Source organism: Mycobacterium venezuelense (genome assembly GCF_054919535.1).
Genome location: NZ_JBONDW010000018.1, coordinates 126951 through 142268 on the forward strand (window position 1 = coordinate 126951; position 15318 = coordinate 142268).

General features: G+C 67.8%; 16 protein-coding genes. 9 read left to right on the forward strand and 7 right to left on the reverse strand.

Annotated elements, in window-relative coordinates; genetic code table 11:
- Nucleotides 1–4: 4 nt before the first annotated feature.
- Both ureG and ACRCUN_RS25975 read left to right on the forward strand, forming a co-directional pair.
- On the forward strand, nt 5–691 hold the full coding sequence (gene ureG, locus ACRCUN_RS25970) for an urease accessory protein UreG (RefSeq protein ID WP_462144485.1): 687 nt from the start codon (nt 5–7) through the stop codon (nt 689–691).
- Nucleotides 691–1344 (forward strand): urease accessory protein UreD, encoded by a 654-nt coding sequence (locus tag ACRCUN_RS25975; protein ID WP_462144486.1) that lies wholly within the window; start codon nt 691–693, stop codon nt 1342–1344. The genes ureG and ACRCUN_RS25975 overlap by 1 nt, the downstream gene beginning before the upstream one ends.
- On the opposite strand, the gene ACRCUN_RS25980 is transcribed toward ACRCUN_RS25975, so the two are convergent.
- The 3 genes from ACRCUN_RS25980 to ACRCUN_RS25990 all read right to left on the reverse strand — a co-directional run bounded on the left by ACRCUN_RS25980 (nt 1341) and on the right by ACRCUN_RS25990 (nt 4431).
- Complete coding sequence (locus tag ACRCUN_RS25980; RefSeq protein ID WP_462144487.1) at nt 1341–2714, reverse strand: type II NADH:quinone oxidoreductase Ndh; 1374 nt, start codon at nt 2712–2714, stop codon at nt 1341–1343. The genes ACRCUN_RS25975 and ACRCUN_RS25980 overlap by 4 nt on opposite strands.
- A gap of 97 nt (nt 2715–2811) precedes the next feature.
- Nucleotides 2812–3738, reverse strand: coding sequence for an LLM class F420-dependent oxidoreductase (locus tag ACRCUN_RS25985; RefSeq protein ID WP_462144488.1), 927 nt, complete (start codon nt 3736–3738; stop codon nt 2812–2814).
- Between the two features lie 18 nt (nt 3739–3756).
- Entirely contained in the window at nt 3757–4431 is a 675-nt protein-coding gene (locus ACRCUN_RS25990) for an SDR family oxidoreductase (protein WP_462144489.1), read from the reverse strand.
- A gap of 196 nt (nt 4432–4627) precedes the next feature.
- Between ACRCUN_RS25990 and ACRCUN_RS25995 the strand changes: the two genes are divergently transcribed.
- From ACRCUN_RS25995 to ACRCUN_RS26005, 3 genes are all read left to right on the forward strand, one after another.
- Nucleotides 4628–5422, forward strand: a complete 795-nt coding sequence (locus ACRCUN_RS25995) for an ABC transporter permease (protein WP_462144490.1) — start codon at nt 4628–4630, stop codon at nt 5420–5422.
- Entirely contained in the window at nt 5419–6504 is a 1086-nt protein-coding gene (locus ACRCUN_RS26000; RefSeq protein ID WP_462144491.1) for a sulfate/molybdate ABC transporter ATP-binding protein, read from the forward strand. The genes ACRCUN_RS25995 and ACRCUN_RS26000 overlap by 4 nt, the downstream gene beginning before the upstream one ends.
- A 233-nt stretch (nt 6505–6737) precedes the next feature.
- A complete protein-coding gene (locus ACRCUN_RS26005; RefSeq protein WP_462144492.1) occupies nt 6738–7760 on the forward strand; it encodes an alanine and proline-rich secreted protein Apa in 1023 nt (340 codons plus the stop codon).
- Between the two features lie 12 nt (nt 7761–7772).
- Here ACRCUN_RS26005 and ACRCUN_RS26010 read toward each other — a convergent pair whose 3' ends face one another.
- A complete protein-coding gene (locus ACRCUN_RS26010; RefSeq protein ID WP_462144493.1) occupies nt 7773–8030 on the reverse strand; it encodes a CDGP domain-containing protein in 258 nt (85 codons plus the stop codon).
- Between the two features lie 469 nt (nt 8031–8499).
- Here ACRCUN_RS26010 and ACRCUN_RS26015 point away from each other — a divergent pair, with 469 nt between their 5' ends.
- Together ACRCUN_RS26015 and ACRCUN_RS26020 are read left to right on the forward strand one after the other, a co-directional pair.
- Entirely contained in the window at nt 8500–8802 is a 303-nt protein-coding gene (locus tag ACRCUN_RS26015; protein ID WP_085150620.1) for a GlsB/YeaQ/YmgE family stress response membrane protein, read from the forward strand.
- 13 nt (nt 8803–8815) lie between these two features.
- On the forward strand, nt 8816–9829 hold the full coding sequence (locus tag ACRCUN_RS26020; RefSeq protein WP_462144494.1) for a zinc-binding alcohol dehydrogenase family protein: 1014 nt from the start codon (nt 8816–8818) through the stop codon (nt 9827–9829).
- Nucleotides 9830–9940: 111 nt separating this feature from the next.
- Here the strand turns inward: ACRCUN_RS26020 and ACRCUN_RS26025 are convergent, their stop codons facing one another.
- Complete coding sequence (locus ACRCUN_RS26025; protein ID WP_462144495.1) at nt 9941–10423, reverse strand: hypothetical protein; 483 nt, start codon at nt 10421–10423, stop codon at nt 9941–9943.
- Between the two features lie 121 nt (nt 10424–10544).
- Here ACRCUN_RS26025 and ACRCUN_RS26030 point away from each other — a divergent pair, with 121 nt between their 5' ends.
- Nucleotides 10545–11138 (forward strand): CGNR zinc finger domain-containing protein, encoded by a 594-nt coding sequence (locus ACRCUN_RS26030; RefSeq protein ID WP_462144496.1) that lies wholly within the window; start codon nt 10545–10547, stop codon nt 11136–11138.
- Nucleotide 11139: 1 nt separating this feature from the next.
- Here the strand turns inward: ACRCUN_RS26030 and ACRCUN_RS26035 are convergent, their stop codons facing one another.
- Both ACRCUN_RS26035 and ACRCUN_RS26040 read right to left on the reverse strand, forming a co-directional pair.
- The gene (locus tag ACRCUN_RS26035) at nt 11140–11904 is read right to left on the reverse strand and encodes a CPBP family intramembrane glutamic endopeptidase (protein WP_462144497.1); all 765 of its coding nucleotides are present in this window, start codon (nt 11902–11904) and stop codon (nt 11140–11142) included.
- A 38-nt stretch (nt 11905–11942) separates the two neighbouring features.
- Entirely contained in the window at nt 11943–14324 is a 2382-nt protein-coding gene (locus ACRCUN_RS26040; RefSeq protein ID WP_462144498.1) for a phosphoketolase family protein, read from the reverse strand.
- A 94-nt stretch (nt 14325–14418) separates the two neighbouring features.
- Here ACRCUN_RS26040 and ACRCUN_RS26045 point away from each other — a divergent pair, with 94 nt between their 5' ends.
- Nucleotides 14419–15300 (forward strand): TIGR03619 family F420-dependent LLM class oxidoreductase, encoded by an 882-nt coding sequence (locus ACRCUN_RS26045; protein ID WP_462144499.1) that lies wholly within the window; start codon nt 14419–14421, stop codon nt 15298–15300.
- Nucleotides 15301–15318: the final 18 nt, after the last annotated feature.

A 15318-nucleotide genomic window follows, 5' to 3' on the forward strand; every position in this document is an offset into this window, starting at 1 on the left:
CCTCATGCCACCGCATTTCCTCGACGGTGAACCGCACAACCACGCAGAACGCCCGAAACGGGTTCGGCAACCCGGCGAGCCGTTGCGTATCGGCATCGGCGGCCCGGTCGGCTCGGGCAAGACCGCGCTGGTTGCCGCGTTGTGCCGTCAGTTACGCGAGGAACTGTCGCTGGCGGTGCTCACCAACGACATCTACACCACCGAGGACGCTGATTTCCTTCGTCGCCACGCGGTGCTGCCCGACGAGCGGATCGCCGCCGTGCAGACCGGCGGCTGCCCACACACCGCGATCCGTGACGACATCACCGCCAACCTCGACGCGATCGACGATCTGATCGAGGGCAACCCGGCACTGGATCTGATCCTCGTCGAATCCGGCGGTGACAACCTGACCGCGACATTCTCGTCGGGTCTGGTGGATGTGCAGATCTTCGTCGTCGACGTCGCGGGCGGCGACAAGGTGCCGCGCAAGGGTGGGCCGGGGGTGACTTACTCAGATCTGTTGGTGGTCAACAAGACCGACCTGGCACCGTTGGTGGGTGCCGATCTCGACGTGATGCGCCGGGACTCGGCAAAAGTCCGCCAGGACCGGCCGACGGTGCTGATTTCACTCACCGACGACCCGACGGCGGGCCCCGTTCTGTCCTGGGTCCGGGAACAGTTGGAGGCCGCTCGGGCGCAGTCGGTCTGATGCGTTCCGACGTCGTCATCGTCGCGCGCCCCGGCCGGGTGCCGCGCATCGAGGCCACCGGTGGGCTCACGGCCCGCTGCACCGAACCCGACACCGTGCATCTGGTTTCGACGGCGGCCACACCGCTCGGCGGCGACGTGCTCGCGGTGCGGGTGGTCGTCGAAACCGGCGCCAGGCTCCGAATCCGGACTGCCGCCGCGACGTTGGTGCTGCCCGGCGCGCATACGCTGCATTCTGAGGCGCACTGGGATGTCGAGGTAGCCGGCCACCTCGATCTCGATCCTCAGCCGACGGTCGTGGCAGGCGGTTCGCGCCACCGAACCACTACCCGGCTCCAGCTGGCCGACACCGCACATGTGCGGATACGCGAACGCATCCAGATCGGGCGATCGGGTGAGCGCGACGGATTCTGGTCCGGCGCGCTGCACGCCGACATCGTCGGCGACGCATCGACGCCGCTGCTTCGGCACCGGATCGAACTGGGGTGTGGGGCGGTCGGCGACGACGAATTGGCCGCACCGCGCGCGTGCATCAGTGAAATGCGTTATCCCGCATCATCATTCGACGGTGCAGGCACAGTGCTCGCGCTCGCGCGCGGCGGCAGTCTGGCCACCTGGCAAGGTGACCAGCTGCCTGCCGGTCGAGTGCGCTAGGACGCCGCCTTCTCGGTCTCCTGGACCGAGGCCGCGATCTCTTCGAGTTCCTCGATCCGGGTTCGGGCGTAGGCCTGCTGCTCGGTGATGGTGAGCTGGCCGCGCTTGGTGCTCAGGAACGTCACGGTCCACGACAGCAGCGTGACGATCTTGGTCTTGAACCCGACCAGATACACCAGGTGCAGTACGAGCCAGCACAGCCAGGCGAAGAATCCGGCGAACTCGACCTTGCCGACCTTGGCGACCGCCGAGAACCGCGAAACCGTCGCCATCGAGCCCTTGTCGAAGTACTCGAACGGGGCCCGGATCTTCTGGCTGGTGCCGCTGACCTCGCGCTTGATCAGCTTGGCCGCGTACCGGCCGCCCTGGATCGCGCCCTGCGCGACGCCGGGCACACCCTCGACCGCCGCCATGTCGCCGACCACGAACACGTTCGGGTGGCCGGGAACCGTCAGGTCTGGTTGGACCTTGACGCGGCCGGCCCGGTCGAGTTCGACACCGGACTGTTCGGCGAGATCCTTGCCGAGCGGGCTCGCCGACACCCCGGCCGACCACACCTTGCAGGCCGATTCGATCCGCCGGAGGCTGCCGTCGGAATCCTTGACCGTCAGACCGTTGCGATCCACGTCGGTGACCATGGCGCCGAGCTGAACCTCGACCCCCATTTTCTCCAGGCGTGCCTGCGCTTTCTTGCCGAGCTTCTCGCCCATCGGCGGAAGCACGGCAGGTGCGGCGTCGAGCAGGATCACCCTGGCCTCGGTCGGATCGATGTGGCGGAAGCTGCCCCGCAGGGTCTGATCCGCCAATTCGGCGATCTGCCCGGCCATTTCGACACCGGTGGGGCCCGCCCCGACGACGGTGAAGGTCAGCAGTTTCGCCCGGCGGACGGGGTCACTGGACCGCTCGGCCTGCTCGAACGCGCCGAGGATGCGACCGCGAAGCTCCAGCGCGTCGTCGATCGACTTCATTCCCGGCGCGAACTCGGCGAAGTGGTCGTTGCCGAAGTACGACTGCCCAGCGCCTGCCGCGATGATCAGGCTGTCGTACGGCGTCGAGTAGGTGTGGCCCAGCAGCACCGAGTCCACCGTCTGCTTCTCGAGATCGATATGGGTGACGTCGCCCAGCAACACCTGTGCGTTCTTCTGCTTGCGCAGGATCACGCGCGTGGCAGGCGCGATCTCGCCTTCGGAGATGATCCCCGTCGCCACCTGGTAGAGCAGTGGCTGGAACAGGTGATGGGTGGTGCGGGCGATCAGCTTGACGTCGACGTCGGCGCGCTTGAGGGTCTTGGCGGCGGTAAGACCGCCGAAACCCGATCCAATGATGACGACTTTATGCCGATCCGACGCCGTAGCTCCGGGATGGCTCATTGCTGCTCCTCGCGGACGTTTTCCCACTTGATACAACCGATAGGTTAGTCGGCACGATTCCGGTCAGCGCGGTGACGTAGGCAACCGCACTGAATGTTTACCCGGATATCAGCGGTTTCAACGCTTCGCCGACCGCGGTGACACCGCCGGGCACGTAGCCGCCGATGGTCACCGGACTGAGGATCACCCCGTCAACGCCGACGTCGAAGAGCTTGGTCTTGAGCTGTTCGGCAATCTGCTCGGGGTTGCCGAAAACCGCGCGTTGCTTGAACTCGTCCGGGATTGCGTCGGCGCTGATGTTCTCGCCGATCAACGCGATCACCAGCATGCTCGTCTCGAGCGTCGCGGGATCCCTGTCGATCTCCTCGCAGCGCTGCCGGATCACCTCAAGCTTGCGCGGCAGCTCGTCGAACTCCGCGATGATGTTGAGGTGGTCGAAGTGCCGCGCTGCCAGCGGGATGGTCTTCTTCTCGCCGCTGCCGCCGATCATCAACGGAATGTGCTCGCGGAAGCGGGGTTCGGCGAACGCTTCCTGCGTGCGGTAGTAGGCGCCGTCGACCGTCACGCGTTCGCCCTTGAGCATCGGCACGATGATCTGCAGCGCCTCGTCGAGTTTCTTGAACCGTTCGGTGAACGTGTTGAATTCGAAGCCGAGGCTGTCGTGTTCGAGTTCGAACCAGCCCGTGCCGATGCCGAGGATCGCGCGGCCCTGGCTCATCACGTCCAGCGTGGTGATGGCCTTGGCGAGCAGGGTCGGATTGCGGTAGGTGTTGCCGGTGACGAGGGTGCCCAGCTGCACCTTCTCTGTCGCGGTGGCCAGCCCGCCGAGCGCGGTGTACGCCTCCAGCATCGGCTGGTCGGGAGTGCCCAGCCCGGGCAGCTGATAGAAGTGGTCCATCACGAAGACGGAGTCGAAGCCTGCGTTCTCGGCTTCTTGAGCCTGCGCGATGACCGTCGGGAACAGTTCCTCGACGCCGGTGCCGTAGGAGAAATTGGGAATTTGGAGTCCGAGTCGGATTGTCACTTCTCCGACCCTAACGCGTTATCCCAAAGTCGCGAGCGCACCGCGGCTGACGTGCAGCGTCTGCCCGGTGATGTGGCGTGCCGCCGACGTACTCAAAAACACTGCGAGCCGCGCGAACTCGTCGGCGACCGACGGCGGCGTGGTGCCCAGCCCGTCGTAACCGGGCTCGGCGCTGCGGCCGGATGCGACCGCGTTCACGGTGATGCCGCGGGTGCCGAAGTAGTTCGCCTGTCCTGCGGTCCAGTCCGACAGCGCCGCCTTGACCGCGGCTTCCGCACTGCCTTCGCGGGGGCTCTCCGGCAGGACGTTGATGATCGAGCCGCCCGAGCGCAGATGGTCACCGACGATCTGCACCGTCAGCGCCGCCGAGACCACGGTGGCGTCGAGATTGTTGCGCCAGGCCGCGGCCAGGTCGGCCAGCGTGTAGGTGCGGGGATCCTTGGCCTCCCACAGCGGTGCGGGCACGTTCACCAGGGTGTCGAGGTGATGGGGGAACAGGGCGCGGGCCTCCTCGAGGCTCGCCGCGTCGGTGTTGTCGAACACGATCGACTCGACGTCGAGTTCCTTGGCGGCCACTTCGAGATCGTCGCGGCGGGCGCCTGCGATGACCACGTTGTGGCCGGCGTCCCGGAAGCCTGCCGCGATCGCGCGACCGAGTTCGGTATCGCCGCCGGTGACAAGCACCTCCGCCATGATGTACCTCCATGTACTGCCGGGATCGCCACGCCGGTTTGGAAGCGATCAACGACCGATGTTACTGGACAGTAGCTAGGTCGCGAAACTCGACGCGCCATGGCTAGTCCGGCGAGTTCGCCCGCGCGTGTGCAAGGGTTTCTCCAATGACGCAAACCAGTGCCCTGACCACTGCCGTCGTCGGCGTCATCGGACGTTGAGCACTTCGCCCGGCCTGCCGCGCTGGATCTATCTGCCCGCCGCGCTCGGCGCGGCGTTCGTGGTCCTGCCGATCGTGGCGATGGCGGCCCGCGTGGACTGGCCGCGGTTCTGGGCGCTCATCTCCAGCGACACGTCCACCGAGGCACTGCTGCTGAGCCTCAAGACCGCCGCCGCGAGCACCATGCTGTGCCTGGTGCTCGGCGTGCCGCTGGCGTTGGTGCTCGCGCGCAACGACGGTCGCATCGTGCGGCTCACCCGACCGGTGATCCTCTTGCCGCTGGTCCTGCCACCGGTGGTGGGCGGGATCGCGCTCCTCTACGCGTTCGGCCGGCTCGGCCTGATCGGGCGGTACCTGGAGGCCGCGGGCGTGCAGATCGCGTTCACGACGGCGGCCGTGGTGCTGGCCCAGACGTTCGTGTCGTTGCCGTTCCTCGTCATCTCGCTCGAGGGCGCCGCCCGCACGGCGGGGTCGGACTACGAGGTCGTCGCGGCGACGTTGGGTGCGCGGCCCGGCACGGTGTGGTGGCGCGTGACGTTGCCGCTGCTCGGGCCGGGTTTGGTGTCGGGTGCGGTGCTGGCTTTTGCGCGTGCGCTCGGCGAGTTCGGCGCCACGCTGACTTTCGCCGGTTCGCGGGAAGGCATCACGCGGACACTGCCGTTGGAGGTCTATCTCCAGCGGGAAAGCGATGCCGACGCGGCCGTGGCGCTGTCGGTGCTGTTGGTGGCGGTGGCGGCCGTGGTGGTGATCGGTCTGGGCAGCAGGCGGTTGCGCGCCGGAGGCTGGACATGAGCCGGCGTCTGCAGGTCCGCGCCGTCGTCGAGCGTCGCGACCTCGACGTCGACTTCGACGTGGCCGCTGGAGAGGTACTGGCGGTGTTGGGCGCCAACGGCGCAGGCAAGTCGACCACGCTGCACGTGATCGCGGGGCTGGTCGAGCCAGACACAGGCCACGTCCGGGTGGGCGAACGCGTTCTCACCGACACCGCGGCGGGTGTGCAGGTGGCCACGCATGACCGCCGAATCGGCCTGCTCCTGCAGGATCCGCTGCTGTTCCCGCATCTGAGTGTCGAGGCGAACGTCGCGTTCGGACCCCGCAGCCTGCGCCGCGCGTCGAGGACGGCCGCTCGCACCACCGCACACCGGTGGCTGGCCGAGGTGGATGCCGCCGAGCTGGCCGGGCGCAGGCCACGCCAGCTGTCGGGTGGGCAGGCGCAGCGGGTGGCCCTCGCGCGTGCGTTGGCCGCCGACCCCGACGTCCTGTTGCTCGATGAGCCCTTGACGGGATTGGACGTGGCGGCGGCCACCGCGATGCGCAAAGTCCTGCGTCGGGTGTTGACGCGGGACCACCGGTGCGCGGTGCTGATCACTCACGATCTGCTCGACGTGCTCACCCTCGCTGACCGGGTGGTAGTCCTGGAGGCCGGCAAAGTCGTCGAAAAAGGTTCGGTTGCAACAGTTCTGGCAACGCCCCGAAGCCACTTCGCGGCGCGATTCGCCGGTGTCAACCTGATCGGCGGCACCGCCGCGGAGGGCGGGGTGCTGACCACCGCGTGGAACGCGCATTGGCACGGAACCCCTGCTGACGATGTGGTGACGGGTGCGCCCGCGGTCGCGGTGTTCTCCCCGTCCGCCGTCGCGGTGTATCGCGACGAGCCGCATGGCAGCCCCCGGAACCTGATCGCGGTGACGGTCGCGGAGCTCGACAGCCGCGGACCTGGCATTCGGGTGCGCGCCGACGAGCAGCCGGATGGTGCCCCCGGACTCGCCGCAGACATCACCGCCGAGTCCGCAGCCGAGCTGAGCCTGGCGCCGGGGGAGCGGGTCTTCTTCTCGGTCAAGGCGCAGGAAGTCTCGGTCCATCCGGCGCCGTGAGTGGCGAGTAACGGAGCGCTGTCGGGCGCCGATGTTCCGGTCGGATTCGCCGACGTTAAGGTGTTGCGGGCCGCTGTTACGGGGCTCGGGCGTGGCGCCCGCGGCCTTGTCGTGCCAGCAATTTCGACAATTGCGTTGATGTGTGCGTTCTTCGCTCACAGCTATCGTCCAGTAAAACACTCTAAGAGCAACTCACACTTGCGTCACGGCGGTAACACGGTAGTTTCTTCCCCATGGACGAGTCGGACGCGATGTCTCATCGACGCAGAGGCCTGTCGAAGAAGCTGACCCTGGTTGCGATGACCGGCGCGACCGCGGTGGCCGTGGCGCTGCCGTCGGTCGCGCATGCGGAGCCCGTGCCACCGCCGCCTCCTCCGGCGCCGGGTAACACTTTCCTGCCGGCTCCGCCGCCCGCAGATCCGAACGCGCCTCCGCCCGCGCCTGCCGCACCCGGTGCTCCCGCGCCGGCACCCGCGCCTGCCGCACCCGGTGCGCCCGCTCCCGCGCCGCCGCCGGCACCCGCGCCCGGAGCCCCCGGTGCACCTGCGCCCGCGCCCGCCGATCCGAACGCGCCGCCGCCGCCGGCGCCTGAGCCCGGTCGCGTCGACAACGCCGCAGGCGGCTTCAGCTACGTCGTACCGGCGGGCTGGAAGGTCTCGGATGCCACGCAGCTGTCCTACGGGCAGGCGCTGCTGACCAGGATTCCGCCGGAGGGCACACCGGAGCCGCCGAACGACACCAGCGTGCTGCTGGGCCGGCTCGACCTCAAGCTGTTCGCCGGCGCCGAGTCGGACAACAGCAAGGCCGCCGTTCGTCTGGCCTCGGATATGGGCGAGTTCTTCATGCCGTTCCCCGGCACCCGGGTGAACCAGGAGACCGTGCCGCTCGACGCGAACGGAATGCCCGGCGTCGCTTCGTATTACGAGGTGAAGTTCACCGACGCCAACAAGCCCAACGGGCAGATCTGGGCCGGTGTGGTCGGCGCGCCGACGCCGCCGGGAACGCCACGCGGTCAGCGAGCGCCCGAGCGGTGGTTCGTGGTGTGGCTGGGCTCGGCCAACAACCCCGTGGACAAGGGTGCCGCGGCGGCGCTGGCCAATTCGATCCGGCCGTGGGCGCCTCCTCCGCCGCCGCCCGTTGACCCCAACGCGCCGCCACCGCCGCCCGCGGACCCGAATGCGCCGCCCGCGCGGCCGGGGGTGGGTGTTCCGGTTCCGGTCACCGACGCGCCGCCGGAGATGTTGCCCCCGGCCTGACCGGCCGGGGTCTTACGGCCCGACGTACGGCACGTTGCCGGCGAGGTTGTTGACATTGAGCAGGTAGCAGTTGGTGCCACCGAAACCCATTGCTCCCGCGGTCACGCAGCGCTGGAACGTGCCGTCCTGCGCGATCGGCCCGTCACACGTGGTGCCGCCGCCCCAGGGTGTCCAGCCGCCTTGGCATCCGGCACTCGCCGGTGACGCCGTCGCCAACGCGATGCCGCTCGCTGCCAATGCGCCGACCGCTAATCCGATCAGTGCCTTCATCGATGCCTCCTACGTCAAAGGCCTGGTGTTTGCTGGCAGCGCGCTGTGGCTAGTGTGACCAGTGGGGCATAAGGTGCTGATGTGAGATAGCCGCCGACGGATCAGCTTCGGCTGAACTGCTCGGTGCGGGCGGCCTGCCCGCATCGCGCACCGGTGCGTCTACGCTGCACATCGCAACCTTCCCAACCCGGCGGCGTCATACCCGGTCGGCGCCGCGCGTATCCACAGCGAGTTGCCAGATATTGACGAGGGTAGCCAGATAACGGCCCGGCGACAATGTGATATCGGTTTGCCAGGGCTGGGTTTCGCTGTCGGCGGACGGTCGGTGGACCGAACGCTGATCGTTCCCAATTCGCCGACTTAATTGTTTCCCAATTCGCCGACTTAATTGTTACGTTCGGCGGGTAGACCTGAGAAGTGGCTCAGCGAGCCCTGCTGGGCATACCCAGTGACAGGTAGGAGACCTGCAATGGATGTTTTGGCAGCTACGGAGATCCTCGCCCGTTCCACGACGTTGACCAGTGTGGGCTGGATCGGCTACATCATCATCGGCGCGATCGCGGGCTGGATCGCAGGCAAGATCGTCAAGGGCGGCGGCTCCGGGATTCTGATGAACATCGTCATCGGCATCGTCGGTGCGCTCATCGGCGGCTTCCTGCTGAGCTTCTTCCTCGACACCGCGGGCGGAGGCTGGTGGTTCACGCTGTTCACGGCCATCCTCGGATCGGTGATCCTCTTGTGGATCGTCGGCTTGGTGACCAATCGCACGTAGCCGCGCTGCGGTCATGACGACGGAGACCATGGCCGCATGGCAGGTGGTGCGGCCCGGCCCGGTCGAATCGCGACCGCTGCAACGCGTCACGCTCCCGAGGCCGGAACCCGCGGCAGGCGAACTGCTCGTCGCGGTTCGGTCGTGCGGTGTCTGCCGGACAGACCTGCACGTCGCCGAGGGTGATCTGCCCGTGCACCGGCCGCGGGTGGTACCCGGGCACGAGGTCGTCGGCGAGGTGGTCGCGCTCGGTCCCGACGCCGAAGGATTCAGCGTGGGAGACCGGGTCGGGATCGCGTGGCTGCGCCACACCTGCGGCGTGTGCGACTACTGCACCCGTGGTCGGGAGAACCTGTGCCCGCGGTCACGGTACACGGGCTGGGATGCCGACGGCGGGTACGCCGAATTCGCCACGGTGCCTGCGGCCTTCGCGCACAAGCTCCCGCAGGGCTATACCGATACCGAGCTCGCGCCGCTGCTGTGTGCCGGGATCATCGGGTACCGCGCGCTGGCCCGCACCGACCTGCCCGCCGGCGGGCGGTTGGGACTCTACGGCTTCGGCGGGAGCGCCCACCTGACCGCCCAGGTCGCTTTGGCGCAGTGCGCAAGGGTCCACGTGATGACGCGCGGCGAGCAGGCCCGCGACTTGGCGCTCGCGCTGGGCGCCGCCTCCGCGCAGGGCAGTGCGGACATGCCGCCCGAACCGCTCGACGCCGCCATCCTGTTCGCCCCGGTCGGGGATTTGGTGCTGCCCGCGCTGGCCGCTCTCGACCGCGGCGGCGTGCTGGCGATCGCGGGCATCCATCTCAGCGACATCCCGAGCCTGAACTACCAGAAGCACCTGTTCCAGGAGCGCGAGATCCGGTCGGTCACTGCCAATACGCGTGCGGACGCTCGAGATTTCTTGTCGTTCGTGGCCGACCATCGTGTCCAGGTCACCACGCCCGAGTACGCCTTGGACCGCGCCGACCAGGCCCTTGCCGACCTCAGCGCCGGCCGCATCGCGGGTGCGGCGGTGCTGTTGCCCTAGTGCTACCCCGCGTCCCGGGCCCGCGCCATCGTCACGCCCGCCAATGTCACGCTGGCGTGGCAATCGGCGCCAACAGCCACGCCAGCGTGACAAACGCCGGCCGAGAGCCGCTCAGAGCGCCGCGAGCGCAGCGCCCAGTCTGCCGGCCAGGTCGCCGCGGCCGTAGGCGTACAGCGGCCCCGCGCCGTCGCGCAGCAGCCGGACCAGCCGGGCCATGCCACGCGGGCTCACCGGCAACGGCGAGTGCAGACGCAGGGTGATGGCGTCGATGACCGGCTCGGCGGCTTCGATGTTCTTGCGGTGCAGTGGGATTCGCGAGGAGAACACCAGCCTGTGGTCCGCGGCGTCATGTACCGCGCGCCGCAGTGTGCGGGCGATGGCTTCCCGCTCGGCGATCGAGGTGAGCCGGGCGGCTCGCACCGCGATCGGGCTGCCCGGCGGTGTCGGGGCGCCGACGGCCAGGCGAGCGTCGAGCTGGCCGGCCCGGAGCCGAGCGACGAGGCGGCATCGCAACGAAGGCCGGGAGTCGATTTGTCCGTCGACGACGCGGTTGCGCGGGGTGGCTGGTGTCGTCGAAATTCGGTTGTCGTTCATCGCCGTTACCTCGTATTTTCGGGTTTGTCCGACCCGTAGATCGTGACTATCTAAAACCCTACGCCGGTCATGGGTGACCGGTCAAACGTTTTAGATAGTCACGTTGGACTAGACTGTGCTCATGACTCAATGGGCAGGCGACTCCGAGACCAAACCCGCTCCGGGTCCGCTGTCGCGTATCCAGGCCCTTGTCAACACCGTCGAATTACCGGCCGGACCTGACCGTCTCGCCGATGCTGCGGATGCGACGCCGTGGCTCGTCGCCAATGGGCTGCTGCGCGACGGCGCGACCCCGACGGAAGGTGAACTCGACCTACTGCGAGAGGTACGGGAAGCCTTGCGGGCTTTAATCGTTCACAATGCGGGTGGCCCGCCTCCGGCCCCGGCATCGCTTGCCGCCTTGCGTAACGTCGCGGCGGGAGCAGCGATCCGCGCCGAGCTAGGTGACGGCAGCTCCGTGGAGCTTTTCGCCGCCGGTGACACCGTCGCCGAGCGGCTCGTCGAGCTGTTGCTCGTGGTGCGCGACGCCCAGCGGGACGGGACCTGGGCGCGCCTCAAGGCCTGTGCGAACGACGAATGCGTCTGGGCGTTCTACGACCGTTCCCGCAACCACGGCGGTATGTGGTGCGACATGGCCGACTGTGGCAACAAACTGAAGAACCGCGAGTTCCGGGCGCGCAGGCGTGCCGAAAGCCGACGCGCTGCCGTCGGGTGACTCAGGTCGACAGATGCCAGACCAGCGCCGCCGCCAACGCGCCGACGCCGTTCAGCGACCAGTGCAGCGCGATGGGCGCGATGAGGCTACCGCTGCGCTTGCGCAGCCACGTGAACACGAATCCGGCGATCGCGGTGGCCACCACGGCCAGCACCACGCCGGCGATCATGCCGAAGACGCCGCCACCGAACAGCCGGGTGAAGCCGACGTTCTCACTGGTCAAGCCGAGTGAACTGGCGATATGCCAGAGGCCGAACAACAGCGATCCGCCTGCCGCGACCCCGCGAAAGCCCCAGGCCCGGTTCAGCGCTCCGTGCAGGACGCCGCGAAACGCCAACTCCTCGGGGATCACGGTCTGCAGCGGGATGATGACCATCGACGCGAGCAGCGCACCGGAGATGGTCGCGTAGTTGTCGTTCATGAACATCGGCCGAGTCCACGGCAGCATCGTCCCGATCGCGATCACCGAGACCACGAGTGCCACCGCCGCCAACGCATAGCCGACGCCGGCGCGCCAGTGCTCACGACCCAAACCCAGTTCGGCCCAGCCGAGTCCGCGAGCCCGCACCAGGATCAACAGACCGATCGCGGCCGCCGGGACGGTCGCGACGCTCGCCCATGGCGTCGTGAAGTGGGCGATCAGGTTGGTCAGCGTCAGGATGACGACGACGATGCCGATGTCGGCATAGATCCGGAAATGGTGCAGTGCCGACAGCTGAGCGACCAGCGGGTGAGGGTGCGCGGCCACGGCGCTCGGGTCAGACATAACCCCGGCAGTCTACCGGTAATCGGCAACAGCCCAGGTCAGTCGGCTTTCCACTGTGAATCCCAGGTCCAGCCCGAGATCGCGGGGTCGTCCTCGCCGTGTTCACGGGTGTAGCTGCGGGCGGCCAGCCGGGCGTCGACCATCTCCTGACGCAGGGTCGCGGCGCTCGCGGCAAGCCCCTCGACCCGGTCGATGACGTCCATGACCAGATGGAACCGGTCGAGGTCGTTGAGCATCACCATGTCGAACGGCGTCGTCGTGGTGCCACGCTCCTTGAACCCGCGCACGTGGAGCTGGTCATGGTTGGCGTGCCGGTAGGCCAGCCGGTGGATCAACCATGGATAGCCGTGGTACGCGAAGATGACCGGCTTGTCGGTCGTGAAGATCGAGTCGAATTCGCGGTCCGACAGTCCGTGCGGATGCTCGGACTCCGGTTGTAGGCGCATGATGTCGACGACGTTGACCACGCGGACTTTCACCTCGGGCAGCCGTCGGCGCAGGATGTCGGCCGCAGCCAGGGTCTCCAGTGTCGGGATGTCCCCGGCGCACGCGAGCACCACGTCGGGCTCGCCGGTCGTCGTACTCGCCCACTCCCAGATACCGATGCCGCGCGTGCAGTGGGCGACTGCTTCCTCCATGGTGAGATAGGTCAGCGCCGGCTGTTTGCCCGCGACGATGACGTTGACGTACTGGCGGCTGCGCAGGCAGTGGTCGGCGACCGACAGCAGAGTGTTGGCGTCCGGCGGCAGGTACACCCGGACGACCTCGGGCCGCTTGTTGGCGACGTGGTCGATGAAGCCGGGGTCCTGATGCGACGCGCCGTTGTGGTCCTGACGCCACACATGTGAGGTCAGCAGATAGTTCAGCGAGGCGATGGGCCTGCGCCATGACAGGTGCGAGCTGCTCGACAACCATTTGGCGTGCTGGTTGAGCATCGAGTCGACGATGTGCACGAACGCCTCGTAGCAGCTGAACAGACCGTGGCGGCCGGTCAACAGATACCCCTCGAGCCAGCCCTGGCACATGTGTTCGGAAAGCACCTCCATCACCCGGCCGTCGGGCGCGAGGTTCTCGTCGTCCGGGCTGGTCTCCGCTTGCCAGGCCTTGTCGGTGGTTTCGAACACCGCCGAGAGCCGGTTGGACGCGGTCTCGTCCGGGCCCATCAACCGGAACCGGTCGGGATTGCGCGCGATCACGTCGCGCAGGAACGTGCCGAGCACTCTGGTCGCTTCGGCGGTGCCGGTCGCCGGCTTGTCGACGTCGACCGCGTAATCGGTGAAGTCGGGCAGGTCGAGATCGCGCAACAGCAGCCCGCCGTTGGCATGCGGGTTGGCACTCATCCGGCGCTCGCCCGCTGGGGCGAGCGCACGCAGTTCCTCGCGCAGCACGCCGGTGTCGTCGAACAACTCCTCGGGGCGGTAACTGCGCATCCACTCTTCGAGCGCGGCCCGGTGCTCGGCGTTCGTGCGCGTTTCCGCGAGTGGCACCTGATGCGAGCGCCACGTGCCTTCGACCTTCTTGCCGTCCACGGTCGCCGGGCCGGTCCAGCCTTTGGGGGTGCGCAGGATGATCATGGGCCACAAGGGGCGGCCCGGCTCGCCGTCGAGGCGCGCCGCACGCTGGATCGCAGCGATCTGGTCGAAGGCCTCGTCGAGTGCGGTGGCCATCTGCTGGTGCACATTTGCCGGATCGTCTCCGGCAACGGTGATCGGCCGGTACCCGTAGCCGTAGAACAGCGATTCGAGCTCCTCCTGCGGAATGCGGGCCAACACTGTGGGATTCGCGATCTTGTAGCCGTTCAGATGCAGGATGGGCAATACCGCGCCGTCGGTGACCGGGTCGAGGAACTTGTTGGAATGCCAGCTCGTGGCCAAGGGGCCGGTCTCGGCTTCGCCGTCGCCGACGACGCACGCCACTACGAGGTCGGGATTGTCGAAAGCCGCGCCGTACGCGTGCACGAGTGCGTACCCGAGTTCGCCGCCCTCATGAATCGAGCCCGGCGTCTCGGCCGCCACGTGGCTGGGGATTCCGCCAGGGAAAGAGAACTGGCGGAACAGCTTTCGCATGCCCTCGGCGTCCTGGCCGATGCCGGAGTAGACCTCGCTGTAGGTTCCCTCGAGATAGGCGTTGGCCACCAGGCCGGGACCGCCGTGACCCGGCCCGGTGATGTAGATGACGTTGGAATCGCGATCGCGGATGATGCGGTTGAGGTGGGCGTAGATCAGGTTCAGCCCGGGAGTCGTACCCCAGTGGCCGAGAAGTCGAGGCTTGATGTGCTCGGGCGACAGCGGCTCGGACAGCAGCGGATTGTCGAGCAGATAGATCTGGCCGACCGACAGGTAGTTGGCAGCGCGCCAGTACGCATCGAGCAGTTCGAGTTCCTTGTCGGTCAGGGCCGGGGTGAGGGTCGCGTCGCTCATAGCTCCATGGTGACGGGTGCGGGTGAATAGTGCGTGCGATCCGAGTACCCGAACACACGCCGGATAACCAACACCCGGAGATACCCTGGCCGTCGTGCTGGGATTCGCGTTGCCACAGTTCGGTGAGTCGGCTTCAGCGGCCGCAGGCGAACTCGCCCGGTTCGCATCGACGGCCGAGCAGCTCGGTGCCGGCAGTCTGTGGGTCGGAGACCGGTTGCTCGCGGCCGTGACCCCCAGCGTCGGGTACGCCGGGGCCGCGACCGTTCCCGAGCAGTTCCGGGCCTGCCTCGACCCGTTCACCGCGTTGTCGGTCGCCGCCGCGGTTACCCGGTCGGCCCGATTGGGCAGCAGCGTCTTCGTCGCGCCGTGGTACCCGCCGGTGCAGTTGGCGCGCCAGCTCACCAGTATCGATGTGGTCAGCGGCGGCAGGCTGCTACCCGGATTCGGCATCGGCTGGTCGCCCGAGGAATATCAGGCGGCGGGTGCGCAGTTCGCCGGCCGCGGTGCCCAACTCGACGAGATCCTTGACGTGCTCGAAACGTTATGGACGACAACGCCGGTCGCGCACAACGGCGTGCGCTGGTCGGTGGCGGAATCGTGGGTCGAGCTCAAGCCGGTTCAGCGACCGCGGCCGCCGGTCTACCTCGGTGCGTTCACCACCGCGGGGCTGCGGCGCATCGGCCGTAGGGGAGATGGTTGGTTGCCCGCGGTGTTCGTACCCGGTGGGGTGAGGCCGGAGGCCTTGCGGCGCCAGCGTCAGTTGATCGATGCCGCAGCCGAGGCGGCCGGCCGGGATCCGGCCACGATCGCCACGCACGTGCGGATCAACGTGGCGGCCGGTAGCACCGTCGAGCAGGTCGCCGAAGCGGTGCGGTTGCTCGCCGACAACGGGTATCCCGACGCGTTCGTCGACCTCATGTACGTCGAAACCGGCACAGACGCCCTGCTGGACTGGGTCGAAAAGCTGGCCGGGTGACATCAAACGCTCTCTGGT

Bases quoted from the DNA above. Each gene is read 5' to 3' on its own strand.
- ACRCUN_RS26000 (WP_462144491.1), top strand. From the start codon at position 5,419: ATGAGCCGGCGTCTGCAGGTCCGCGCCGTCGTCGAGCGTCGCGACCTC.
- ACRCUN_RS25975 (WP_462144486.1), top strand. From the start codon at position 691: ATGCGTTCCGACGTCGTCATCGTCGCGCGCCCCGGCCGGGTGCCGCGC.
- ACRCUN_RS26005 (WP_462144492.1), top strand. From the start codon at position 6,738: ATGGACGAGTCGGACGCGATGTCTCATCGACGCAGAGGCCTGTCGAAG.
- ACRCUN_RS26015 (WP_085150620.1), top strand. From the start codon at position 8,500: ATGGATGTTTTGGCAGCTACGGAGATCCTCGCCCGTTCCACGACGTTG.
- ACRCUN_RS25980 (WP_462144487.1), bottom strand. From the start codon at position 2,714: ATGAGCCATCCCGGAGCTACGGCGTCGGATCGGCATAAAGTCGTCATC.
- ACRCUN_RS26030 (WP_462144496.1), top strand. From the start codon at position 10,545: ATGACTCAATGGGCAGGCGACTCCGAGACCAAACCCGCTCCGGGTCCG.
- ACRCUN_RS26010 (WP_462144493.1), bottom strand. From the start codon at position 8,030: ATGAAGGCACTGATCGGATTAGCGGTCGGCGCATTGGCAGCGAGCGGC.
- ACRCUN_RS26025 (WP_462144495.1), bottom strand. From the start codon at position 10,423: ATGAACGACAACCGAATTTCGACGACACCAGCCACCCCGCGCAACCGC.
- ureG (WP_462144485.1), top strand. From the start codon at position 5: ATGCCACCGCATTTCCTCGACGGTGAACCGCACAACCACGCAGAACGC.
- ACRCUN_RS26040 (WP_462144498.1), bottom strand. From the start codon at position 14,324: ATGAGCGACGCGACCCTCACCCCGGCCCTGACCGACAAGGAACTCGAA.
- ACRCUN_RS25990 (WP_462144489.1), bottom strand. From the start codon at position 4,431: ATGGCGGAGGTGCTTGTCACCGGCGGCGATACCGAACTCGGTCGCGCG.
- ACRCUN_RS26020 (WP_462144494.1), top strand. From the start codon at position 8,816: ATGACGACGGAGACCATGGCCGCATGGCAGGTGGTGCGGCCCGGCCCG.
- ACRCUN_RS26035 (WP_462144497.1), bottom strand. From the start codon at position 11,904: ATGTCTGACCCGAGCGCCGTGGCCGCGCACCCTCACCCGCTGGTCGCT.